Source organism: Myxococcus sp. MH1 (assembly GCF_059738865.1).
Map to the genome: position 1 here is coordinate 1,943,556 of NZ_AP026947.1, position 23,109 is coordinate 1,966,664.

Here is a 23,109-nt window from a genome sequence, read left to right on the forward strand (position 1 = left end):
TTCGCGGGGGCCTGACGTCAGCCCTGGTTCTCGCCGCCCTCGGGCTTGGGCGTCTCGGCGGACGCCTCGGCCTCGGCGGGGGGCGCCTCGGGGGCGGCCTCGGCCTCGGGCTCGTCGGAGACCTCGGGCGCGGTGCCAGCGGCCTCCGCCGCCTGCTGCGCCTTGAGCTCCTCGTCGTTCATGAAGCCGATGGGGCTGTCCTTCCGGTTGAGGAAGCGCACCGCCTTCTTCGAGAGCGCGAACATCTGCTCGGCCGCCGCGGCCGGCACCAGCGCGTGCTCGATTTGCGCGGGGTCCGGACGCTCCACCACGCCGAGTTCGCCGTCCTCCAGCCGCTTGGCCTGCTCCGGCGTCAGCTCCATCCGGCGCAGCTTGCCCTTGCGGGTCATGAAGTAGAACGCCGTCTCGCCCGGCTCCTGGGCCACCTGCGAGCCCATCACCAGCTCGCGCAGCGCCTTGTCCAGCTCCACCTGACGCTTGGACTCCGCGCGCTGGTAGGCCTTGGAGCCCGGCATGGGGGGCAGCTTCGGGATGGGCCGCTCGGGCGGAGCGGAGGAGGACGGCCGGCCGTGCTGGGGGGGGCCGCTGGGACGGAAGGAGCCACCGCCGCCACCGCCGCTGGGACGGAACGAGCCGCCGCCACCGGGACGACCGCCACCCGGCCTGCCACCGCCGCCACCGGGACGACCGCCACCCTCGCGGGGAGGCCGCTCCTCACTCCGCGCCGGAGGACCCCCGGATGTCCGGTGGTCATCACGTCGGGGTGGGGGACGGTTTCCGCCTGGACGTCCGCCGTCCTGGGACGAGGGCCTCCGGGCTTCCGCCTGGCTGGCCGCCGTATCAGCCTTCTTGGACTGTTCCTCGGTGACGAGGCCCGCCTTCAACAACTTGTCGCGCAGGTTCTGCATGAGATGGGCGTTCTATCCCTTGCACGGCCGCACGCAAGCCGCAGCTTGCCGCTCCTGTACGCGCCACGTAACTTGCCGCCCCCGTGGTACCCCCTCCGGAGGAGTCGTGAGCCGTTCGAAGAAGTCCGCCTTCATCCTCGCCGTGGCACTGGCGGCCTCGGGCTGCTCGGACCCGGTCGACAAGGCGGCCAAGGCCCGCATCTTCTCCCCCGAGGACCCGCCCAAGGTGGTGGCCTCCGCCCAGCAGAAGCTGCCCCCGGAGGATGTCGCGGACAACCCGCAGGTGGCGCGCCGCATCCTCGGCATGGACGCCGCCGAGGTGACCGAGCGGCTGGGGCCCCACCGCTACCAGGCCACCCTGGGCTACGAGTGGACCTCCGCCGAGTCCAACCCGGTGAAGCTCACGGAGACGCGCACCTTCCGCGCGGGCGCGGGCGGGGTCAGCGGGGACTTCCACGGCGTGCTGGAGAACTCCCGGGACCAGGGCCTGGAGGTGATGCGCATCGCGGGGCAGGTGTTCGCCCGCAACCGGTATGGCCCGTTCCGTCAGCGGCTGCGCGACCGCGGCATGGCCGAGCGCACCCGCGCGGAGCTGACCGGCGCCATCCGCGACTTCGACAGCCTGTTCCAGGGGCGGCTCAAGCTGTCGCCCCAGGGCACGGTCACCTACGAGGGGCGCACGGCGTGGCGCTACCAGGTGACGCTGGCTCCCGCCTCGGAAGGGGATGCCTCCCGGCCGCTGCCGGCGCTGCTGCAGCCCAAGAACGGGGCGGACGAGACGACGCGTCGCCGAGGGAACTTCTTCGCCCACCGGCTGCCGCGCTCGCTGGACGGCGAGGTGCTGGTGGACGCGGCCACGTCGGTGGTCCTCAAGGCGCGGCTGGACGGGCGCATCGGCGTGCCGTCGGACAAGACGCCCGAGGCGGCGGAGCTGCGGATGACGCTGGAGGCGGCCCTGACCGAGGTGGGCAAGGACCAGAAGCTGGCGCCTCCCGAGAGCTTCCTGCCCGACGCGGACAAGCCGCAGGGTATCGCCGACGCGTTGGACCGCTTCGGCATCGAGCGCGCCAAGCCCGAGGGCGCCAAGGGTTCGACGGCCGGTGAGGCTCCGCCGGAGCCCGAGGACGAGGGCGGCGGCGAGTAGCCCGCTGCGGGGCGTTCCCGCCGCCCGAGGATGGGGCGGCGGCGAGTCGCCCCGTGTGAGGCGTCCTCGTCGCCCGAGGACGATGGTGGCGGCGAGTCGCCCCGAGCGGGGCTTCCCGTGACGCCCCTTTGAAGTCGCTGGACGTCCTGGGCGTGGAGGCGGGTGACGCCTCCGCCTGGGCCCGGTTCGAGGGGATCGCCGCACCCGGACAGTCGCGTCATGGGGCCCCTCCTCTCCGTCGTCTCGACGTCCGCCCGCCTGCCCTGACGGCTCCGCCCGGACGCCCGCGTCAGGGCCACGCAGAATCGCCTCAACCCACTGTTTTCACACGGGTTCCACCGTGGCGTGTGGCTTGCTCTCCCGCAGGGCCATGCGTCGTCTCCGCCCCCTCCTGGCCTGTCTCTGCGGGCTGCTCGCGTCCCGCGTCCAGGCGCAGCCCCCTGCCCGGAGCCTGGGCGTCACCGTGTTCCCGGTGGGCGCCTACGTCCTGTCGGACACGGAGGGCGGGCGCGAGGCGGGCTACAGCGCGGGACTGGCCTGGAGCTATCGCCGGGAGGCGTCCCTCCTCGAGGTGGGCGGCCACGTGGCCTCCAGTCGACAGCTCACCGAGGCGACGCCCATGTCCCTGCGAATCACGCCCCCGGGGCCCCGACGGGTCCGTCCCTACCTGGGCCTCGGGCTGAGCTTCATGGTGGCCCACGCGCTCCGGGAGGAGGGGGCGACGCGCTCCCTCCAACTGGGGGCGGAGCTGTGCGGGGGCCTGGACGTGGAGCTGGGCCGGGGACTTTTCCTCTCCGCCGAGGCCCGCTACCAGAACTTCTCCGCCACCGGCTCCCCGTTCGCCGGGGAGCGACAGGCGCTCTCGTCCGGATTCCTGGGGCTGGGAATGCACCTGTAGGCGCCTCGCGCTACAGGGCGGGCCCAACCTGTTGGAAGAAAATTTGCGCTGACTCTTGCGTCCTCTACAATCCTCGTCGGTTGCGGCCCAGACGCGTCCGACATGCTCGGAAGTTCAGTGGGCTGTACAGCAAGGGAGCGGAGATGGAGCGCAAGGTCGGGAGTAGCACGGTGACGGCCAAGGAGGTCAAGGCGGCGCTGGAGAAGACGCGCACGCTGTCGGCCGAGGAGGAGAAGGTGCTGCGCATGCGGCACGGCGCCGACGCTTCCAGCACGCGGGCTCCGCTGCCGCGCGCCGCAGGGGACAACGAGGAGCTGGGTGACGAGCTGCTCTTCATCGAGATGCAGCTGATGAAGGCCATGCGCGCCCGGGCCGCGGCCAAGACGCCCGCCACGAAGGCGGCGGCGCCCGCCGCGCCGCGTGCTCGCGAGACGGCCGCCAACCCGACGAAGGACAAGATTGTCCGGGCGCTGCGCAAGAAGAAGTAGTCGCCCGCGCGGTCACCACTACCGGTTGAGGATGGCCACGAGGCGCTCTCCCGCCTCGGGCAGCGCCAGCGGCGTGCCCGAGATTTCCGTGGCCAGTCCCTCCGCGTCATCCGTTCCACCCCGCGCGTACAGCCCCTTCAACCAGGCGGCGGCGGGCGGGTTGCGCCAGAAGTCCTCGTTGAAGCGCTCGGTGAGGCGCCCGGTGAGCCGGGCCTCCAGCGCCCACGCTCGCAGGTAGTGCGCCACGTAGAGCTGCGGGTCCACGTCGGACAGGAAGAAGCCGGGATGTGGCTCGGCGAAGAGGGCGCGGCGCTGGCCGTCGGCGTACTCGTCCGCGCGCTCGGTGGATGCGCCCTTCTGGCTCAGGGACAGCTCGTAGGACAGCTTCGCGCAGTGGCGCCGAAGCACGGCCAGGGCCTGGAACGCGGCCAGCCTCGCCGTGTCGCGCGCGAGCACCGCGCCCAGCCCCAGGTAGCGCTTGAGCCACTCGGGGGAGAGCAGCAGGCGCTCGAAGACGGCGGCGTGGGCCTCGGTGATGCCCGCGTCGCCCAGGCGGCGCAGCTCCATGGGCAGCGTCGCGGACACGTGCGCGCGGTGCTGCGCGTGGCCCAGCTCGTGGAGCAGGCTGCCCAGCGCGTCCAGTCCGCCGCGCGGCTGGAGCACCAGGCGGACGTCGTCCGGCACGCGCACGGTGACGACGAAGGGGCGCGAGGACTTGCCGGGGCGGTCCTCCTCGTCCAGCCGGATGCGGCCGTCCGCGTGCGGCGTGAAGCCCCACTCCATCAGCCAGCGCACCACGGCGGGCCACGCGTCCTCGCGGCGCAGGTGCTCGTCCATCCAGGGCGCCAGCAGCGCGGCCTGCACGTCGTGTCGGCGCGCGTCGCCGCCGGGCAGGGGCCTGAGCAGCGGGTCCACCTTCTTGAGCACGTACGCGAGCACGTCGCGGTACGCGTCCTCGGTGCGCCGGAGCGTCTCGTCCGCGGCCTTGGCGAGGTCGGCGTAGGGGATGCCGGTGACGTCCTGGCGCAGCGTGGGGTAGTCGGTGGCGCCCAGGCGCTCGGCGGCGTGGAGGGCGGCGTCGCGGCGGTCTCCGTAGGGGCCGCGCTGCTCCCAGAGGAAGTTGCCCACGGCGCGCTCCAGGCCGGCGCGGCGCGCGCGGCGGGGCTCGCGGGGGAGGCGGCCGAGGGCCTCCGTGAAGGCGTAGGTCTGGTCGTCGATGGTGAGCACCGCCTTGCTCTCGAGGTCGGCCACGGCCCGGGCGGCTCGGGCGGCGAGCGCCTCCTCGACGTGGGTGGCCACCAGCTCGCGCAGCAACTGGATGCGGCGCACCGCGAGGGGGTCCTCCTTGGCGCGGGCCTTGGCGAGCGCCTCGTTGGCGGCGATGAAGGTGTCCGGGGAGGACAGCTCGGGGAAGGAGGCGTGGAGGCTGGGGGGCTCGGAGGAGAGCCCGGCGCCGTGGCGATATTGGAGCGTGGCCAGCTCGGCGAGGAAGTCGTCCAGCCGCGTACGCACCGAGTGAAGGGGGCGGTCCATGGGGCCGCGCAAGCTACCAGGGGACGCGCTCGCCCGGGGGAACAGGTGAGGGGCCCTGGTGGCCCGTGGACCTGGCGGGTGGGCCTTGTGGTGGGCCGCGCCTTTCTGTAGCGAGCGGACTGGAAGTGAGGTGCCGCGAGTGAAGCGTCGGACATTCCGGGTGGAGGGCGCGGGGCGCGCCGTGGCGGAGGCGGTGGCCGGGGAGCTCGGACTGTCCGAGGCGCAGGCGCGCGAGCTGGTGGACGTGGGCGCCGTGTACGTGGGCGGCAAGCGCTGCCGCGACGCGAAGCTGCGGCTGACGTCCGGGCAGGTGGTGGCGGTGGTGCTGGAGGAGGGTGGGACGAGCTCGCTGGCCCAGGCGCCGGAGGCCCCCACGTTCCGGGTCCTTCACGAGGACGCGGAGGTGCTCGCGGTGGACAAGCCAGCGGGGCTCCCCGCGCAGCCCACGGAGGCGCGCGTGGGGGGCAACCTGGTGGACCAGGTGAGCCGGTACCTGGGACGCGAGGCGGGGCTGGTGCACCGGTTGGACCGCGAGACGTCGGGCGTGACGGTGTTCGGCAAGTCGGCGCGGGCGACGTCCGCGCTGGCGGCGGAGTTTCGCGAGGGGCGCGCGCGCAAGCGCTACGTGGCGGCCACGGGGCCGGGGCTGCCCGCGTCGGGCAAGGTGGACCTGCCGCTGTCCAAGGACCCGTCGCGTCCGGGGCGGTGGCGGGCGAGCCGGGCCGCCAACGGGGTGCCCGCGTTGACGTACTTCCGCACGCTGTATGCCGGGCCGGAGTTCTGCGTGGTGGAGCTGCTGCCGCACACGGGCCGCACGCATCAGCTGCGCGCGCACCTGACGGCCTTGGGGGCACCGATTCTGGGGGACGCTCGCTATGGCGGCGCGGCGAGGGCGGCGGGGACGGAGGCGGCGCGGTGCCTGTTGCATGCGCACGCGCTGGAGCTGGCCCATCCGGACACGGGGCGGACGCTCTCGGTGGAGGCGCCGGTGCCCGAGGACCTGCTGCGCTTCTTCACCCTCGCGGGCGTCGCGGTGCCGAGCGGCGCGGTGCCCGAGAAGTAGCGCGCCTCAGGCCACGCAGGTGAAGTCCCGGCCCTCGACCCAGCCCAGGTGGGCCAGGTCCTGGCGCAGCTCCTCGCGGGCCCAGCGCACGCCGACGCAGACGAGGAGCGGCTCCTGTCCCGGCGGCCCCAGCTCCTCGGGGCCCACGACGGGAATCCCGTTGAGCCGGGTGCCCTTCTTGCGCGGATGCACGTCGATGTAGCGCCGCACCTCCACGCCGTGCTCACGGAGGAGTCGCGTCATGAGCTTGCCGCTCGGGCCCGAGCCCCAGAGCGTGCAGACGCGGGCCTTCGAGAGGGGGCCGCGGCGGGCCACCAGGTAGCGGGCCTTGGTCCACATGAGCCTCTCGAGGCCATAGCGCGGGTCCGTCCGCGTCAGCCGCGCGGGGCTGTCGCGCCAGCGCAGGAGGACCTCGGGCAGGTTCTTGAGGGCGTGGCCCTGCTCGAGCAGCTCCAACCAGAGGGCGTAGTCCTCGGGGAAGTCCCCGTCCCGCCAGGCGCCGGTGGACGTCAGCGCGTCGCGGCGCAGGCAGACGGACGGGTGGCACAGGGGGCTCTCGATGAAGCGGGCGTGGAAGAGCTGCTCGGGGGAGGTCAGGCTGTTGATCCACCGCGCATAGGACTGGAGGGAGGGGCTCACGGGCTGGTCGTCCCGGAAGAGCTCCACGGCGGTGCCCACGCCGGCGAGCCCGGGGTCCGCCTCCAGGGCGTGGAGGCTGGCCTCGAGGCGCCGGGGCAGGGCCTCGTCGTCGGCGTCCATCCGGGCGACGTAGGGGGAGGAGGCTTGCCGGAGGCCCAGGTGGAGCGCGGAGACGAGGCCCCGGCCCTGGCCGGTGAGGACCTCCACGCGCGAGTCCCGGGCGGCCAGGGCCTCCAGGACGGCGCGGGTGGCGTCGGTGGAGCCGTCGTCGATGGCCAGCAGCCGGAGGTCCTGGAGGGTGCCGTCGAGCAGGCTCCGGGCGGCGCGGGCCACGGTGGCCTCGGCATTTCGAGCGGGAAGGAGGACGGTGACAACCGGGATGGCCATCGTTGTGTAGACTGCCGCACCCATGGGTGGCGTGAGAAACGGCAAGGGCGCCGGAACGCCGGAGCCCGCGGCCGTCCGACAGGAGGTGCCGCGAGCCGGCACGCTCGACGTCGGGTCGACGGATGAGGCGGCGGAAGGGGTGGCTCGGCACTTCCGGGCCGCCGCGCGCTGGCTGCGCGAGGGCTCCGCCGCCCGGGCGTTCGAGGAGCTGACGACCGCCCGCCGCACCCTGCCGATGACGCCGCGCCTGGCCGCCGCGCTGGTGCGCTTCGGGCGGCTGGCGGGGGCCGAAACTGTTGCCATCGGGTTGCTGGAAGCCGTGCCGCCCACCGAGTCCGCCGACGTCCGGCTCGCCGTGCGCCGACAGCTCGCGCGCCTGTTGCGCAAGACGGGGCAGGGGACCCGCGCGGTGGCGGTGCTCGACGCGCTGACGTGGGAGTTCCCGGACGAGCGCCGCGCGCGGCGGGTCCTGGAGGCGCTCCGTGCGAAGAGCACGAAGCCCGCCGCCGCGCCCGTGGGGAGCGTGCTGGAGAAGCTGCCGACGAAGAAGACGGGCGCGCAGGGCGTGTCCATCTGGGAGGAGGACGAGGTCGACTACCACGCGGCGACGGTGGTGGACACCTCGGGCGTGGCGCCGAAGGTGACACCGGTGGCGCCGCCGCCGCGCTCGCTGACGATGGAGTTGTCGCAGGTGGAGTTCCAGGTGGAGGGACCGCCCCTGGGATTGGAGACCTCCGGGGCTGCTCGGTCGCTGGAGGGCGAGCCTCGGGAGAGCACGCGTGGTGGAGCCGTGCCATGGGAGGTGACGCCGACGGAGCCGGTGGCGCACGCGCGGGTTTCGGCGACGACGGGTGAGGCGTCGGCGGTCGAGGGTGTGTCGCGGGTCGAGGCGTCGAGCGCGGCCAGTCGGTCTTCCGAGTCTGGTGCGGGAGAGGATGTTCGGGCTTCGGCGGGAGAGGACGCGCAGACGCGTGAGCCGACGGAGGTGGCGGCCTCGCCACTCGCCAGTACGGAACCGAGTGTGAGTCGTACCGATGCGCTGGCCCTGCCACTGGGCGATGAAGCTCGCGAAGAGTCGGGCACGACGAACGGTGTCCCCGTCGAAGGGGCTCCCGGTGGTTCGTCGGGCGCGGTCCCTGCGGTCGGGCTCCCGACGCCTGTTGGCCCGACGGATACGGCTGCCGATGCTTCGTCGAGTGCGACCCCGGCGGTCGGCAGTGCGCCGGCCGCTGACCGCGCGGATGCGTCTGGTGGCGAAGGGGCGAGCGGGGCCTCGGCGGAAGGAAGCGAAGCACACGTCGGCCTGGGCTTTGCGGCGGCCGAGACTTCATCGGGCACGAGTCCGACCGAGCGCGCGGCTCCGAGCCTCCGTCCGGAGACACCTTCGTCGTTCAGGAGTCCTGCGGAACTGATTCGCGCGGAGCAGGGCGCTGGAGGCGCGTCGGGTCCTCAGTCTCTTGACGCGAGCGGTTCGGCCGCCATCGGCCGGAACTGGGCTCCGGATGATTCCTCGACGGATGCCATCGAGGGCTCCGCGCGTCCGCTGCTGGAGGCTCCGCCCTCCGAGACCGACCTGCCCGCGAAGACCCAGGTCGAGATGCCCGCGGTCCACCTGGGGGCACTCTCGGTTCCCTGGGACGACGCGTCCGAGGAGCCGGCTGCGCCGCGGCCCGCCCCCCCGAAGGGGAACCCGTCGGTTGTGGAGCCTCCCGCCCTCCAGCCCGCGGAGACGGAGCCGTCCGCGCGGGGCGCTGGCCCCACTCGAGTCGAGGACGCTCCGCGCTCGGAGACGACGGAGGTTCCGCTCGCGGACCTCCTCGCCGCGCTCGGGCGCGCATCCACGGGTGGCGATAACGCGGGTCGAGCCGCGCCTGCTCCCGTGGGAAGCAGCAGCGCCCCGGTGCCGCCGCGCTCGGGACGTCCGGGGTCGGGCGAGCATGTCCACGGCGAGGACACGGAGGAGTGGGCGCACTCCCAGAAGCTGGAGGCCCAGTTCATCGCGCGTCGTGCGTGGAAGGAGCTGGCCCAGCTGTACCTGAAGCGCGCGGACCGGGCGAAGGACCCGGCGATGCGCGCGGAGGCGCTGACGCGACTGGCGGAGGTGATGGAGACCGAGCTCCAGGACCCCGCGGGCGCCGCGCGCATGTACGGCGAAATCGTCGAGCTGACGGGAGATCGCGTCGCGCTTCGTGAGCAGGTGCGGCTGTTGTCCTCTCGTGATGATGCCTCGCTGGTCCGGCGCGCGCTCGACGAGGCCATCCAGCGAGCGCGGACCGGGCGGGCGCGTGCGACGGCGCTGCTGACGCGAGGCGAGCGCTGGCTGCACATGGGGGAGCTCCAGAAGGCCCGTGCGGACTTCGAGGCCGCGGATGCGCTGGTGCCGGGGATGGTGCCCGCGCTGGCGGGGCTGCTGCTCTGTGTCGAGGGCGAAGAGAGACGCTCCCTGGCGTCTCGCCTGCGCACCGTGCTCGCGGGATTGCAGCGTCGGACGCCCGACCGGGCCGAGGCGCTTCGGGTGCTCGCGCGCACCGCCGAGGAGCAGCTGCGTGATTCGCAGCTGGCGCAGTGGGCCTGGAGTGAGGTGCTCGCCGAGAACCCCGAGAGTGAGCAGGCTCGGGAGCGGCTCTTGTGGCTCGCGCGCGAGCTGGGGGACACGCAGTCGCTGGGGAAGCTCCTGCGCGCGCAGCTGGCTCGGGAGTCACGCGGCCCCGCGGCGCGACAGGCGCGGCTCGAGCTGGTGGCCACGTTGGAGGCCGCCGGGGAGATGGAGGCCGCGCTGGGGGAGCTTCGCCAGGCGGTGCGTTTCGAGCCGGGGCACAAGGAGGCGTGGCTCCTGCTCGTGGAGCGGTTGTGGGCGCGTGGCAACCAGGGCGAGGCGGCCTGGGCGCTGGAGCATGCGGCCACCGCGACCGAGGACGAGCTCGAACGCGAGCAGACGTGGGAGCGGCTGGCGCGCTTGTGGCGCGAGTCGCTCGGCAACGCGGAGCGGGCGCAGGTCTACGCGCGGCGCGCGGAAGGGTTGAGGCTGGCGCGTGAGGAGCGGGAAGCGGCGCTGCCGCCGCCCGAGCCGCCCCGCAGCGCGACGCCTCGCCGCGAGTCCAGTGGGCCGAGGTCTCCGTTGGCTCCCTCGCCCGCGAAGTCGACGTCGCTCGTGGCGGCGGGCGGAGACCTGTCCGAGGAGATCACCTCGAGCTCCGACCCGAATGTCCCTCCGGGACAAGGGAGCGTCGAGGCGACGAGCATCGCGCCTCCTCGGGGCGACAGGACGACGGGGCCGTCGGCGGCGAGTGGTGCATCCGGGGCAGCCGCTTCACAGCCGCAGGCGGGCGCCGCTGCCGTTCCCTCCGGCGCACCACGAGCCGAAAGGTCCGCACTTCCGGCGGGGGCGAACAGCCCGAGTGCCAGGGGCGAGAGGGGCGCACCCGGCGACGTCGCGACGCCGTCGAGTACGAACAGCCCGGGTCCGCGAGGTGGGAAGTCCGCGCAGCCCGCCGACGGGCTGTCCGCCAACGCTTCCTCTCCGCGCACTCATGCGCCCACGAGTGTCTCGCCCGCCAGCGCGCCTCGTGCGGAGAAGGGTGCAGCGGCTGGCAACGCGCCTCGCGCGGAGAAGCCCGTTGCGTCCGCCGATGTCGCGCCCGGCAATGCGTCTCGTGCGGAGAGGGACCTTCTGCCCAGCGGTGGTGCGCCCGCCAGCGCGCCTCGTACGGAGAGGGGTGCGGCACCCGGCAACGCATCTCGCACGGAGAAGCCTGGCCCCTCCGCAGGTGCGGTACCCGGCAACGCGCCTCGTAATGAGAGGTCCGCTCCATCGACCGGCGCCGCTCCCGACAACGCATCTCGCACGGAGAAGCCGGCGCCCTCGGCAGGGCCTGTATCCGGCAATGCAGCTCGTACGGAGAAGCCTGCAGCGTCCGCGGGGGCCGCATCTGGCAACGCACCTCGTCCGGAGAATCCTGCTGCGTCTTCAGGAGCCGCAGCCGGCAAATCACCTCGCTCGGAGATGCCAACTGCATCCGCGGGCGCAGCACCTGGCAACGCATCTCGCACGGAGAGACCTGCTGCGTCCGCGGGAGACGCTGGTGGCAACGCATCTCGCATGGAGAGACCTGCTGCGTCCGCGGGAATCGCGGAGGGCAACCCACCTCGCTCGGAGAAGTCCGCGCTCTCCACCGGCGCCGCGGCCGGCAACGCACCTCGCTCGGAGAAGCCCGCGCTCTCCACCGGCGCCGCGCCCGGCAACCCACCTCGCCCGGAGAAGCCCGCGCTCTCCACCGGCGCCGCGCCCGGCAACGCGTCTCGCCCGGAGAAGCCCGCGCTCTCCACCGGCGCCGCGTCCGGCAACGCGTCTCGCGGGGAGAACCCCGCGCCCCGCGCCGCGAAGCCTGCGCCCTCCGGTGCGCGCACGGAGAAACCCGCGCCCCCGGTCCTCGCTCGCGTGGAGAAGCCCGCGCCCCGCGAGGACAGTCTCGCCGCGCTCGGTCCGGAGCTGGAGCGTCCCGCCCCGTCGGGCTCCACGGTCGTCTTCGGCGAGAGCGCCCCCGCGCCTCGCGCGGACCCGCAGCCCCGCGCGCCCCGAGACGAGAAGCCCCGAGCCCCGAGCCCCGCGCGTCCCCCGGAGCCCCAGCCGCGAGGTGGCAGGGCCATCGACCTGATGAGCGGCGGCGCCATGGACCTCGACGCTCCGCCCGTGCCCGAGACGCGCATCATCTCCTGGGAAGCCCCGCCGGGCCGCATGGACCCCGTGCGCCGCGTCCACCGCGCCAACCGCCCCGAGGGCACCGCCGCCGGCCCCGCGCCGGGCCGCACCTTCATCGCGAAGCCCCCGCCGCCCGCCGCTCCGCTCGTCGGCGCCGCCGAGACGCGCGAGAACCCCATCGTCGTCCCCGAACCGGCCCCCGCCTCGGACACCGAGCCGGAGGTCTTCCGCCAGCTCCGCGAGCGCCCGCTCGACACCGCCACCTACGAGCAGCTCGCCGACTTCTTCGACACCCGAGGCGACGCCCCCCGCGCCGTCCTCATGCGCGAAATCGTCGAGGCCCTCGCCGGTCGCGAAACGCCCGCCCCCCGCCTCCAGCGTCCACCCCTCACCGGCGACGAGCGCGCGGGCCTGCGTCACCCGGGCCTGCGCACCGCCTCGGGCGAGCTGCTCGCCTGCGCCGGCATCGCCCTGTGCCGCCTGTTCCCCGCCCAGGGCCGCGCCGCGGACGCCTCCGAGCCCCTGCGCGCCGTCGCCGGCCCGGGCGCGCCCGCCGTCCTCGACGCACTCCACACCTCCGCGCGCATCCTCGCGATGAACCTGCCGGAGCTCGTGCTCGCCGACGACGACGGCCCGCCCTTCACCGCCGTCCACACCGACAAGCCGCGCCTGCTCGTCGGCCGCGCCGCCATCCGCCAGCCCCTGCCCGCCGCCGAGCTGCGCTTCCACGCCGGCCGCGCCCTCCTGTCCCTCTCCCCGGACCTGCTCGCCCTGCGCGCGCTCAAGGGCGCCCAGCTCCTGCGCGCCCTCGCCCTGTTGTCCACCGTCCTCAAGGACCCCAAGGACTCCAGCGCCGACGCGCGGCTCGTGCGCGACGCGCTGTCCCCGCGCGCCCTGGAGCGCACCCTGGAGCTGCTCGAGCCCGGCACCCGCGACTTCAACGCCTCCGCCCTCGCGGACGCCGCGCGCGACTCCGCCAACCGCGCGGGCCTGGTGGCCTGCGGCGGCGTGGGCCCCGCCGTCACGGTGATTCGCTCCCGCCGCTCCCAGGACCCGGAGCTGGTGGAGCTGCTGCGCTTCGCCGCGTCCGAGCGCTACCTCGCGCTGCGCGCCCCCTCGCGCTGAAGCCTCAATTCACCTGCAGGCGGATGGTGAGCGCCAGCATGCGGCTCTTCTCCCCACCCAGCTCGTGCCGGTACGCGATGTCCAGCCCGCCGCCCTGCTCCGTCATGAAGCCCAGGCCCGTGCTCAGCCGCGACGTGCGCGTGAAGCCGTCATACGAATAGCCGGCGCGGATCGGCACCTGCATCCCCATCAGGTACTCCAGCCCACCCGCGTACGTGAGCGTCGTCTTGTCGTCCGTCTCGAAGTCCGCGCGCACGTCACCGGCCAGCGTCAACATCCCCGACATGATGCCGATGTGGCCCGTGTAGTAGCGCGACAGCTCCACGTTGTCGGTGTTGATGAGGTTGTGCCCCGACACGCCGGCCACGAACGACTGCGACAGCCGCATCAGCACGCCCGTGTCCACTGTCACCGAGTTGGCATATCGCCCCGTGCCGCTCATGCGCAGGTAGCGCGCCACGCCACCAATCAGGATGCCCGGGGTCAGCGGGAACCCCACGCCCAGCGAGCTCAGATGCGCGCTGGTGCGAGCACCGCCCCGGCCCAGGCTGACCCAGTGGTAGTCCACCCCCATGGCCAGCTTGCTGGTGGCCCCGTCGATGACGGAGATGCCGAGCATGCCCTCCTTGAGCGCCGTGTCCCACGCGCCCGTGCCCTCGAAGCGGTAGGCCGGCCACAGCGCCATGGCGGCGGGGTTGCCCAGCACCGCCTCCGTGCCCAACCCCAGGGCGCGGTACGCGCCCCCCATGCCATAGGCGCGCGCGCTCATGATGTCCCTCAGGTCCTCGGAGGGCTGGGCGGAAGCGGCGGTGGAGACACACACAGCCAACAACAGGACGACGGGACGGAGCGACATGGGATGGCCATCCTAACCAGCTTGATGGGGGGGAAGGGCGCCAATAGATTCGCTGCCCTCATGTCCGCCAACACACCGAAGGCAGAGTCCCTCATCCGCAAGTGTGTCATCCCGGCAGCCGGGCTGGGCACGCGTTTCCTGCCGGCCACCAAGTCGGTGCCCAAGGAGATGCTCCCCATCGTCGACACGCCCACCCTCCAGTACATCGTGGAGGAGGCCGTGTCCGCCGGCATCGAGGATGTCGTCCTCATCAATGGCCGCGGCAAGGGCGCCATCGAGGACCACTTCGACATCGGCTTCGAGCTGGAGACCACCCTGCGCGCCCGCGGCAAGACGGCGGACGCCGACAAGCTGCGCGCCATCGCGGACCTGGTGCGCGTGGTCAGCATCCGCCAGAAGGAGCCCAAGGGCCTGGGCCACGCGGTGCTCTGCGCCAAGAGCGCCATCGGTGACGAGCCCTTCGGCGTCCTCCTGGGCGATGACATGATCGACGCCGAGGAGCCGGGCATCCGCCAGCTCGCCCGCGTGTTCCGCAAGTACAACCAGGCCGTCATCGCGCTGATGGAAGTGCCCGACGACGAGACGCACATGTACGGCATCGCCGCGGGCACGGACCTGGGCGACGGCGTCATCCGCATCGACCGCGTGGTGGAGAAGCCCAAGAAGGGCACCGCTCCCTCCAACCTCGCCGTCATCGGCCGCTATGTGCTGCCGCCGGAGATCTTCCCCATCCTGGAGAAGCAGACTCCCGGGGTCGGCGGGGAAATCCAGCTCACCGACGGTCTGGCCACGCTGCAGCAGTCGCACGGTCTCTTGGGCTACAAATTCAAGGGTCAGCGCTATGACGCGGGCGACAAGGTGGGGTACCTCAAGGCGAACATCGCCTACGCGCTCAAGCGCCCCGACCTGCGGGGCGGGCTGCTCGAGTACATGCGTGAGGTCGTGAAGACGGAGAAGCCGTGAAGCGCATCGTCGCACTCGTCGCAGTCCTGCTGTCCTTCACCGCTTTCGCCTACGTGCTGCCGGGGGGCTCCATCCTCCGGCGCATGGTGACCGAGCGCGACGAGCTCAAGCTGTCCGGGCTGCGCGTGGAGGGCTCGCTGAGCTTCCTGGGTCCCGCGGTGAAGGAGGCTGGCGCCGCGCTGGGCGCGGCGACGGACCGCCCCGACGTGCAGGGAGACGGCGTGCTGTACCTGCGCATGCCGGGGCGCTGCCGCTTCGAGGCGTCCGTGCCGGATGGCAACTCGCGCTCCGCGGTGGTGCAGGTGGCGGGGCGTCGCCGGCTGGAGGGCAACGAGATTGCGTCCCTGTCGGTGCTCGTCGCGCAGGTGTGCCCGCTGTTCGCCGCGGGCGGCGGCCCCGTGCAGCAGCTCAAGGAGTCCGTGCAGCAGTACCTGCAGGGGCTGGGCGTCGACACGACGCGCACGGGCCTGGCGCGCTTCAGCGGAGAGGTGACGTACGTGCTCGGCGAGCAGGGGGAGAACCGTCCCCAGTTCTGGGTGTACAAGGACTCGTTCCGCCCCGCGCGGCTGCGCTACACGGACGCGGCGAAGGTGGCCTGGGACGTGCGCTTCCTCGACTACAACTCGCCCGCGGTGGGTGAGGCCATGCCGCGCACCATCGAGGTGTGGCGTGGAGACCAGCGCGCCGTGCGCTTCACCGCGCTGAAGGGCGACACCCGGGCCACCGTGCCCGACAAGCTCTTCACGCCGTAGCCAGACACCGCTCCCCTCGCCGGAGACGTTGACGCGTCACGGCGAGGCGCGAGGGCGGTGCCGGGTGTTCCTTGCGACTCGCTTGCGACGTTCCGGTGGCGCGTTGAAGAGTCACGCCCGTCCGGTCGCTGTCCGCCGGCCCACTGACGGAGGAACGCACATGAAGGTCTTTGGCCATCCGCTGAGCACCTGTACGCGCAAGGTCCTCGCCACGCTGGCGGAGAAGGGGCGCGAGGCGGAGCTCGTGCTCGTCGACCTGACGAAGGGCGAGCACAAGTCGCCGGCGCATTTCGCGCGGCATCCGTTCGGCGTCATCCCGACGCTCGAGGACGATGACGGCTTCATGCTGTACGAGTCGCGCGCCATCATCCGCTACCTGGACCGCGTGCTGCCGGGGCCGTCGCTCACGCCCGCGGCGCCGAAGGCCTACGGCTTGATGGAGCAGTACCTCAGCGTGGAGCAGTGCTACTTCTCTCCCTCGGCCTTCAAGGTGTCGTGGGAGCGGCTCTTCAAGCCGCACATGGGCGGCGGCCCGGTGGACGAGGCCCGCGTGGCCGAGGGGCGTCAGGGCGTGGCGAAGGTGTTCGCCATCCTCGACCCGGTGCTGGCGAAGCAGCCGTTCCTCGCGGGTGACAGCTTCTCGCTCGCGGAGGTGGCGTGGCTGCCGGACCTGACGTTCTTCCTCACCTTCGACGAGGAGAAGGCCCTGCTGGCCGAGCACAAGCACGTGGCCGCGTGGTGGGAGCGCATCAGCGGCCGCCCCGCGTGGCGCAAGGTGACCGGAGCGTAGCCGAGCGGCGACGGGGCCGTGCTCGCCCGTGAGCGCGGTCCCGTGGGCTTTGAGCGGGAGGTGCTGTCGCGCGGCTTCGCATCGGGCCCGACGGCCGTGGACGGATGCGCGTCGAGCCCGGTGCCGCGCGTGTGGCGGTGCGGCGTTTGTCGGGAGCCCCCTCTCGCGCGGGCGAGGTCCCTCGCTCGACGTGCTTCGCGCATGCAGTGGTGTGTCGCTCGTCGGCGGACCGCCACCTCGCGCGAGATGCTCGCGGGTGCGTCCTGCTATGCCCCCGAGGTGCGCCGGGCGACGTCGGAGTCAGCTCGGGGCGCCTCGTGCGCGGGCGCGGGGCGCCACATGAACCACTGCGGCGGGCCGCCGTCGAAGCAGGGCTCGGTGCGCTGCAGGTCGAAGCCGAAGCCCTGATACCAGTCGCGGTTGGAGGCCTTGGCCGTCTCCAGGAAGCACGGCGCGCGGGTCTCCTCGGCCAGCGCCAGCCCCGCGCGCATCAACCGCGCGCCCACGCCCTTGCCCTGGTGCGCCGGGTCCACGGCGATGGTGGCCAGGTACCAGTGGGGCGGCGTGTGCGGGTGGTATCGCTCCAGCCTCGCCAGCGCCTGGAGGGCCAGCCGCGCGCGCCCTGGGAAGTACCGCAGTCCGGCCCAGAGCGTGGGCAGGAAGACGGCCTGCCGTCCGAGTGACTGGGGGAAGCCGCCCGGACTCAACCACGCCGCCACGCCCGTGAGCTGCCCGTCCGCGACGGTGGCATGCACCACGCCGTGCGCGAGGCAGTCCTCCACGGTGGCCCGATAGAACTCGGCCGACACCCGCGCCCGGCGCTCGGAGGGGCCGGGGAAGAGCTCCGCGAGGAACGGGTAGTCATCGAAGGCACGCGCGCACATCGGGCCCACCTGTCCCAACAGCTCCGGCCCCAGGCTCTCGATGCTCACGCTCATGCGTCAGGGACTGTAGCCCGGGCTCACCCTGCGCGGGTCCGTCATCCCGCTCGTGCCGTGAAGTCAGGCGCCTCCGCGGTGCGCCATCCCTGGAGCGAGCCTCACCACCCAGGGCCTCCGCCGAGCACCTGGTGACACGCTCGCCTTCGTGCCAGCCAGGTCGCGGGCGAACCGACCGGCTTCACGTCGGAGCCCTCGCGTCACGTGGGCCCTGGCCGGGGTGGGGACTCGTTCTATGGTGCGACCCGATGGGTGTTCGACCAGGGTGTGACGGGGGCCAGGCCACCCCCGGGCCGGCGCGATGCGATGACAGGAGCGGACGACTCCGTGGGCTCGTGCTCGCGCTCGTCCTGACCTCGTCGGTGGCGTGGGCCCAGGCGCCTCGGAACGCCACGCTCCAGGACTTCCATCACACGGCGTGGACCCAGAAGGACGGCGCGCCCGCCGGAGTCTGGGCCATGGCGCAGACGCGCGATGGCTGGCTGTGGTTGGGGACGGCCTCGGGGCTGTATCGCTTCGACGGCGTCCACTTCGAGCGCCACGACCTGCTGCCCGAGGGGAGCCTCGCGTCGCGCTCGGTGGGCGTGCTTCACGCCCTTCGCAACGGAGACCTCTGGGTCGGCTACTCCTTCGGCGGCGCGAGTGTCCTCGGGGCGGGCGGCGAGGTGCGCCACTTCGCCCCGGGCGGGCTGCCCGAGGGCAAGCCCGTGGAGTCCTTCGACGAGGACGGCGACGGGCGTGCCTGGGCCCACACGCCCCAGGGGCTGCATGTCTTCGAGGCGGGCGGCTGGTCGCGTGCGGACGCTCGCTGGGGGCTGCCGGAGGATGAATGGTCCGACAGCCTCCAGGACGTGAGCGGCGCGTTGTGGATGGTGGGCTCGAGCGGCGTGTACGTGCTGCGACCCGGGACCCGTCGCTTCGAGCGCGTGGAGCACGACGGCCCCACCTTGCATTCCCTGGTCCTGGGCCACGATGGGAGCTTCTGGCGGTACGACGAGCGCGGCGCCAGCCCCCTGCGAGGACCTGGCTTTCCAGCGCCCTCGGCCCACGTCCCAGCCGAGGCGTGGAGCAGCCACGCGGTGATTTCCGTCTTCGACCGGGATGGCTCCAACTGGCTCGTCGGGTGTCCGCAAGGCGGTATCTGCCGGGTCGCGAAGCCCTTCGAAGGGGGGCGGTTCGTCCGGCGCACCGAGGCGACCGATGTCTTCGGCGCTCGCGAGGGGCTCTCGTCGGACGCGGCCATGACGCTGTTCCGGGACCGCGAGGGCAACGTCTGGGTCGGCACCCAGCTCGGCGTGGACCGCTTCCGGCGCAATGATGTCGCCACCCTGCGCTTCCCCACGCATACGAGCTACTTCGCGCTCGTGGCGGACCGTCAGGGCCGCGTGTGGTCGGGCTCCGCCATGCGGGTGCGCAACACCGACTTCTGGTGGCGGTTGGAGGCGTCCCCGGTCCGCGTGCCCGGCATCGAAGGGGAGATGACCGCCACCTTGCTGGACTCGGACGGGCGCCTGCTCCTGGGCGGCTCGTCGGGCTTCTGGCGCTTCGACCCGGAGACCGGCCACGTGGAGACCCTCTCCCGCCCCGAGCAGGAAGAGGAGCAGCGCATCCAGGCCATCGTGCGCGACGCCGAGGGCCGGCTGTGGGTGTCCTTCCGCGCCTCGACGGTGTACCGGCTGGATGGGGAGACCTGGACGCCGAAGGGGGGCCTCGCCGCGCTGCCGGACCTGCCGCCCGCGCGCGCGGTGCTGGATGACCAGGGCCGCCTGTGGTTCGGCTACAGCTCCAACCAGGTCGTCATCCTCGAGGGCGCGCACGTGCGCTCCTTCACCGAGGCACAGGGCCTGCGCACCGGCACGGTGACGGCCATCCTCCCTGGAGAGACCACGCTGGTGGGCGGCGCGCTGGGGCTGGCCGCGTTCGACGGCGCGCGCTTCCGGATGCTGAAGGCGACGCAGGCCGAGGTGCTGACGGGCCTCACCGGCCTGGTGAAGACGGACGACGGAGCACTGTGGCTCAACGGCCAGGCGGGTGGCGCGCGCATCGCCGCGGAGGACCTGCGCCGCGCGCTGGCGGAGCCGGACTTCGTGATGCCCGTCGAGCGCTTCGACATGAACGACGGCATGCCTGGCGGCGCGCAGCAGATCCGCCCGTTGCCCACGCTGGTGCGGGGAGCAGACGGTCGGCTCTGGTTCGCCGCCGTCAACGGCCTGGGCTGGATGGACCCGCGCCGCATCGAGCGCAACGCCTTGCCCCCGCCGGTCATGATTCGCTCCGTGTCCTCCGGCGAGACGTCGTACGCGGGCACCGCGCGACTGGCGCTCCCGCCGCGCACACGCGAGCTGCGCATCGCCTACACGGCGCTGAGCCTGGGGATGCCGGAGCGGGTCACCTTCCGCTACCGGCTCGAAGGCGTGGATGACGGCTGGAAGGACGCGGGCGCCCGGCGCGAGGCGACGTACACCAACCTGGGGCCGGGCCACTATCGCTTCCAGGTGATGGCGGCCAACGAGGACGGCGTCTGGAACGAGCAGGGCGCGTCGCTCGAGGTCGACATCGCGCCGACCTTCTTCCAGACGCGCGCGTTCGCGGTGCTGTGTGTCGTCGGGGGCGCGGGGCTCCTGTGGCTGCTGTACGCGCTGCGGATGTGGCGCGTGACGCAGCGCTTGCGGTTGCGCCTGGAGGAGCGCCACGCGGAGCGCGAGCGCATCGCCCGGGAGCTGCACGACACCCTGCTGCAGGGCATCCAGGGGCTCGTGCTCAACGTGCACGTGGTGACGTCGAGTCTTCCAGCGGGGGATGCGCGGCTCGGGCTCGAGTCCGCGTTGGACCGCGCGGACTCCGTGCTGACGGAGGGCCGGGACCGGGTGAGCTCCCTGCGGGACACCTCCGCGAGCAAGGACGACCTGGCCGAGGCCTTCACGTCCCTGGCGCGGGAGCTCGACGAGCGGGAGGGGCCCCGGCTGCGCATGGTGGTGCGGGGCGAGGCGCGCACGCTGGAGCCCCTGGTCGCGGACGAGCTCTATCGCATCGGCCGCGAAGCCATCGGCAACGCGTTCGTGCACTCCCAGGCGCGCGAGGTCGAGGTGAGCCTGCTGTTCGAGCACCCCGAGCTGCGGCTGTGCGTGCGTGACGACGGCCGAGGCATCGACGTGGCCACGCTGGAGCGGGGCGGACGCGCTGGGCACTGGGGCTTGCGCGGCATGCGCGAGCGTGCAGAGAAGGTCGGCGGCCGGCTCGACATCATCAGCGGCGAGGGACGCGGGACCGAAATCCAGGTCGTGGTGCAAGCCCAGCGCGCCTATCTGCGCCGGCCACTGGAGGGACTGCGGCGACTGGTGCCTCGGCTCGGTCGGCGCTGAGGTTCGCGTGCCGGAGTCGGACGGCTCGCACGCCCGGACGGGTGGTGGGCGAGCACGCGCTGGCGCCGGACGGCCCACGTCCCTCGGGACGCCCATGTCAGACAGCCCTGGCACTGTGGACCCCGGTAGCAGGACGGACGGGGCAGGGGCGGTGGGTCGAAGGGAGCGCCATGGAACAGCGACCGTTGTGGGACGAGCCGACGGCGGACGACGCGGAGGAGGCCTCCACCAGGGGTTCCATCCCGCTGCGTACCTTGGGTGCGAGACGTCGCCGGGAACTGTCCCAACCGGAACAGGCCGCTACAGTGGCGTTCGCAGTGAGCGAGCACCCTCCCGTCCTGGCCTCCGTCGCCGTGGCCCGCCCCGTCCGGGGTGAATTCACCTACTCCGTGCCGGAGGCCCTCCTGGGGAACCTGGCCCCGGGGCAGCGCGTGCTCGTGCCCTTCGGCCGAGGCACCGCGCTCGGCTTCTACCTGGGCCCCTCCACCGTGACGCTGGGCGAGAAGGTCCGGCTCAAGCCCATCCAGCGCGTGCTGGAGGACTCGCCGTCACTGCCCAAGGACCTCATCGCGCTCCTGCGCTTCGCGGCCGAGCACTACCGCTACCCCCTGGGCGAGGTCATCCGCGGCGCGCTGCCCCCGGGGTTGTCCAAGCCCGTGGACGGCAAGGAGGCCCAGCCAGATGTGCAGCAGTTCGCGGTGGCGCTCGTCAACGAGGTGCCCGCGGCGCTCGCGCGCGCGCATGCCCAGTCCGCCGCGCTCGCGTACCTCTTGGCCGTGGGCGGCAGCGCCCCGCTGGAGGAGGTGAGCCACGCGATTCCCGGCGCGAGAGCGCACCTCAAGAGCCTGGCCACCAAGGGCCTCGTGCGCATCGAGGAGAAGAAGCTGGAGGCGGGCGTGAAGGAGGGGCTGATTCAGGGCCGCCCCGACCGCCTCACCCCCGAACAGGCCGCCGCCGGTGAGCAGCTGCGCGGCGCCCTGGACGCGGGCGCGTTCCAGCCCTTCCTCCTGCACGGCGTGACGGGCAGCGGCAAGACGGAGGTGTACCTGCGCGCGGCCGAGCACGCGCTGTCCCTGGGCAAGAGCAGCCTCATCCTCGTGCCGGAGATTGCCCTGACGCCGCAGCTGGTGGGCCGCTTCCGCAGCCGCTTCGGCGCGGAGGTGGCGGTGCTGCACTCGGCGCTGAAGGACCGCGAGCGGCTGTTCCACTGGCAGGCCCTGCGTCGGGGCGAGGTGAAGATTGCGGTGGGCGTGCGCTCGGCGGTGTTCGCCCCGGTGGAGAACCTGGGGCTCATCGTCGTGGACGAGGAGCACGACCCGTCCTTCAAGCAGGACGACAGCCTGCGCTACCAGGCGCGTGATTTGGCCGTCGTGCGCGGCAAGCAGGCCAGCGCGGTGGTGGTGCTGGGCTCGGCCACGCCGGCGCTGGAGACGCTGGAGAACGTCAAGAAGGGGCGCTATCGGCTGCTCGAGCTGAAGCGGCGGGTGGATGACCGGCCCATGCCCTCCATCGAGCTGGTGGACCTGCGTCAGGAGCGCCCCCGCGAGGGCATCGTGACGGAGGAGGCGCCCATCCTGAGCCCGCCGCTGCTGCAGGCCATGGAGGAGACGCTCGCCAAGGGCCAGCAGGTCATCCTGTTCCTGAACCGCCGGGGCCACAGCACGGTGCTCCTGTGCGAGGTGTGCGGCCTGTCGCTCAAGTGCACCTCGTGCGACGTGTGCCTGACGCACCACCGCTCGCAGAACCGGGTGGTGTGCCACTACTGCGGGCTGACGATGCCCGTGCCCGAGCGGTGCCTGGAGTGCACGGGCCCCATCCTGAAGCTGGGCATCGGCACGGAGCGGGTGGAGGCGGAGGTCGTCGAGCGCATCCCGAACGCGCGGGTGGCGCGGCTGGACCGGGACTCGGCCACCAGCGCGGAGCGGCTGACGGAGCTGCTGGCCTCGTTCGCCCGCCGGGAGCTGGACGTGCTGGTGGGCACGCAGATGGTGGCCAAGGGGCACGACTTCCCGGGCGTGACGCTGGTGTGTGTCGTCATGGCGGACACGTCCCTGGCCATTCCCGATTTCCGAGCCGCCGAGCGGACCTTCCACCTGTTGACCCAGGTGGCGGGGCGGGCGGGGCGGGGCAAGGACCCGGGGCGGGTGCTGGTGCAGACCTACAACCCGGACGCGGAGCCGGTGAAGCGGGTGCTGGCGCACGACTTCGACGGGTTCGCCCAGCAGGAGCTGGAGTGGCGCAAGGCGTTGGCGTACCCGCCCTTCGCGCGCATGGCCTCGATTCGACTGGAGGGGGAGCACCCGGAGCAGGTGGCCAGCGTGGCCCGGCACCTGGGCAACCTCGTCTCCCGGAACATGCCCCCGGCGTCGGCGGGGGTGCGGCTGTTGGGGCCGGCGGTGGCGCCCATCGCCAGAATCCGGGGGAAGACGCGCTGGCAGCTGCTCTTGAAGGGGCCGACACATGTGGCGCTCGCCCCGCTGCTCGCCAGGGTGGAGACGGCCCTGGCCGACGTTCCTTCCGCGGTGAAGGTCGTCCTCGACGTGGATCCGGGGGCCATGCTGTAG

Annotated in this window: 16 protein-coding genes; 10 read left to right on the forward strand and 6 right to left on the reverse strand. The window is 72.9% G+C overall.

Features of this window, described 5'->3' with window-relative positions:
• Positions 1-17: 17 nt before the first annotated feature.
• Positions 18-515 carry a DUF2058 family protein gene (locus tag AC6JA9_RS07970; protein WP_223746434.1) on the reverse strand — a complete coding sequence of 166 codons (498 nt, stop codon included), beginning with the start codon at positions 513-515 and terminating at the stop codon, positions 18-20.
• A 499-nt stretch (positions 516-1,014) separates the two neighbouring features.
• Here AC6JA9_RS07970 and AC6JA9_RS07975 point away from each other — a divergent pair, with 499 nt between their 5' ends.
• The 3 genes from AC6JA9_RS07975 to AC6JA9_RS07985 all read left to right on the forward strand — a co-directional run bounded on the left by AC6JA9_RS07975 (position 1,015) and on the right by AC6JA9_RS07985 (position 3,438).
• Positions 1,015-2,052 carry a hypothetical protein gene (locus AC6JA9_RS07975; RefSeq protein ID WP_141332551.1) on the forward strand — a complete coding sequence of 346 codons (1,038 nt, stop codon included), beginning with the start codon at positions 1,015-1,017 and terminating at the stop codon, positions 2,050-2,052.
• A gap of 370 nt (positions 2,053-2,422) precedes the next feature.
• The gene (locus AC6JA9_RS07980) at positions 2,423-2,950 is read left to right on the forward strand and encodes a porin family protein (protein WP_141332550.1); all 528 of its coding nucleotides are present in this window, start codon (positions 2,423-2,425) and stop codon (positions 2,948-2,950) included.
• A 143-nt stretch (positions 2,951-3,093) separates the two neighbouring features.
• Complete coding sequence (locus AC6JA9_RS07985; protein ID WP_046711509.1) at positions 3,094-3,438, forward strand: hypothetical protein; 345 nt, start codon at positions 3,094-3,096, stop codon at positions 3,436-3,438.
• Between the two features lie 18 nt (positions 3,439-3,456).
• On the opposite strand, the gene AC6JA9_RS07990 is transcribed toward AC6JA9_RS07985, so the two are convergent.
• Entirely contained in the window at positions 3,457-4,971 is a 1,515-nt protein-coding gene (locus AC6JA9_RS07990; RefSeq protein ID WP_408891660.1) for a peptidase M3, read from the reverse strand.
• A gap of 139 nt (positions 4,972-5,110) precedes the next feature.
• On the opposite strand from AC6JA9_RS07990, the gene AC6JA9_RS07995 reads away from it, so the two are divergent.
• Positions 5,111-6,034, forward strand: coding sequence for an RluA family pseudouridine synthase (locus AC6JA9_RS07995; protein ID WP_426747843.1), 924 nt, complete (start codon positions 5,111-5,113; stop codon positions 6,032-6,034).
• A gap of 6 nt (positions 6,035-6,040) precedes the next feature.
• Here AC6JA9_RS07995 and AC6JA9_RS08000 read toward each other — a convergent pair whose 3' ends face one another.
• Together AC6JA9_RS08000 and AC6JA9_RS08005 are read right to left on the reverse strand one after the other, a co-directional pair.
• Positions 6,041-7,084, reverse strand: coding sequence for a glycosyltransferase (locus tag AC6JA9_RS08000; RefSeq protein ID WP_497959371.1), 1,044 nt, complete (start codon positions 7,082-7,084; stop codon positions 6,041-6,043).
• 570 nt (positions 7,085-7,654) lie between these two features.
• The gene (locus AC6JA9_RS08005) at positions 7,655-7,837 is read right to left on the reverse strand and encodes a hypothetical protein (protein ID WP_497959372.1); all 183 of its coding nucleotides are present in this window, start codon (positions 7,835-7,837) and stop codon (positions 7,655-7,657) included.
• 3,322 nt (positions 7,838-11,159) lie between these two features.
• Between AC6JA9_RS08005 and AC6JA9_RS08010 the strand changes: the two genes are divergently transcribed.
• Complete coding sequence (locus AC6JA9_RS08010) at positions 11,160-12,884, forward strand: hypothetical protein (protein ID WP_497959373.1); 1,725 nt, start codon at positions 11,160-11,162, stop codon at positions 12,882-12,884.
• Between the two features lie 4 nt (positions 12,885-12,888).
• Here AC6JA9_RS08010 and AC6JA9_RS08015 read toward each other — a convergent pair whose 3' ends face one another.
• Complete coding sequence (locus tag AC6JA9_RS08015) at positions 12,889-13,740, reverse strand: hypothetical protein (RefSeq protein WP_223746439.1); 852 nt, start codon at positions 13,738-13,740, stop codon at positions 12,889-12,891.
• 60 nt (positions 13,741-13,800) lie between these two features.
• Here AC6JA9_RS08015 and galU point away from each other — a divergent pair, with 60 nt between their 5' ends.
• From galU to AC6JA9_RS08030, 3 genes are all read left to right on the forward strand, one after another.
• Positions 13,801-14,703 (forward strand): UTP--glucose-1-phosphate uridylyltransferase GalU, encoded by a 903-nt coding sequence (gene galU / locus AC6JA9_RS08020; protein ID WP_223746440.1) that lies wholly within the window; start codon positions 13,801-13,803, stop codon positions 14,701-14,703.
• Positions 14,700-15,455, forward strand: coding sequence for a hypothetical protein (locus AC6JA9_RS08025; protein WP_223784868.1), 756 nt, complete (start codon positions 14,700-14,702; stop codon positions 15,453-15,455). The genes galU and AC6JA9_RS08025 overlap by 4 nt, the downstream gene beginning before the upstream one ends.
• A gap of 160 nt (positions 15,456-15,615) precedes the next feature.
• A complete protein-coding gene (locus AC6JA9_RS08030; protein ID WP_141332251.1) occupies positions 15,616-16,245 on the forward strand; it encodes a glutathione S-transferase family protein in 630 nt (209 codons plus the stop codon).
• A gap of 266 nt (positions 16,246-16,511) precedes the next feature.
• Here AC6JA9_RS08030 and AC6JA9_RS08035 read toward each other — a convergent pair whose 3' ends face one another.
• Positions 16,512-17,183: a GNAT family N-acetyltransferase gene (locus AC6JA9_RS08035; RefSeq protein ID WP_223784869.1), complete on the reverse strand. Its 672-nt coding sequence runs from the start codon at positions 17,181-17,183 to the stop codon at positions 16,512-16,514.
• Positions 17,184-17,518: 335 nt separating this feature from the next.
• On the opposite strand from AC6JA9_RS08035, the gene AC6JA9_RS08040 reads away from it, so the two are divergent.
• Together AC6JA9_RS08040 and priA are read left to right on the forward strand one after the other, a co-directional pair.
• On the forward strand, positions 17,519-20,545 hold the full coding sequence (locus AC6JA9_RS08040) for a sensor histidine kinase (RefSeq protein WP_223746443.1): 3,027 nt from the start codon (positions 17,519-17,521) through the stop codon (positions 20,543-20,545).
• A 170-nt stretch (positions 20,546-20,715) separates the two neighbouring features.
• Positions 20,716-23,109: a replication restart helicase PriA gene (gene priA, locus AC6JA9_RS08045; protein WP_223746444.1), complete on the forward strand. Its 2,394-nt coding sequence runs from the start codon at positions 20,716-20,718 to the stop codon at positions 23,107-23,109.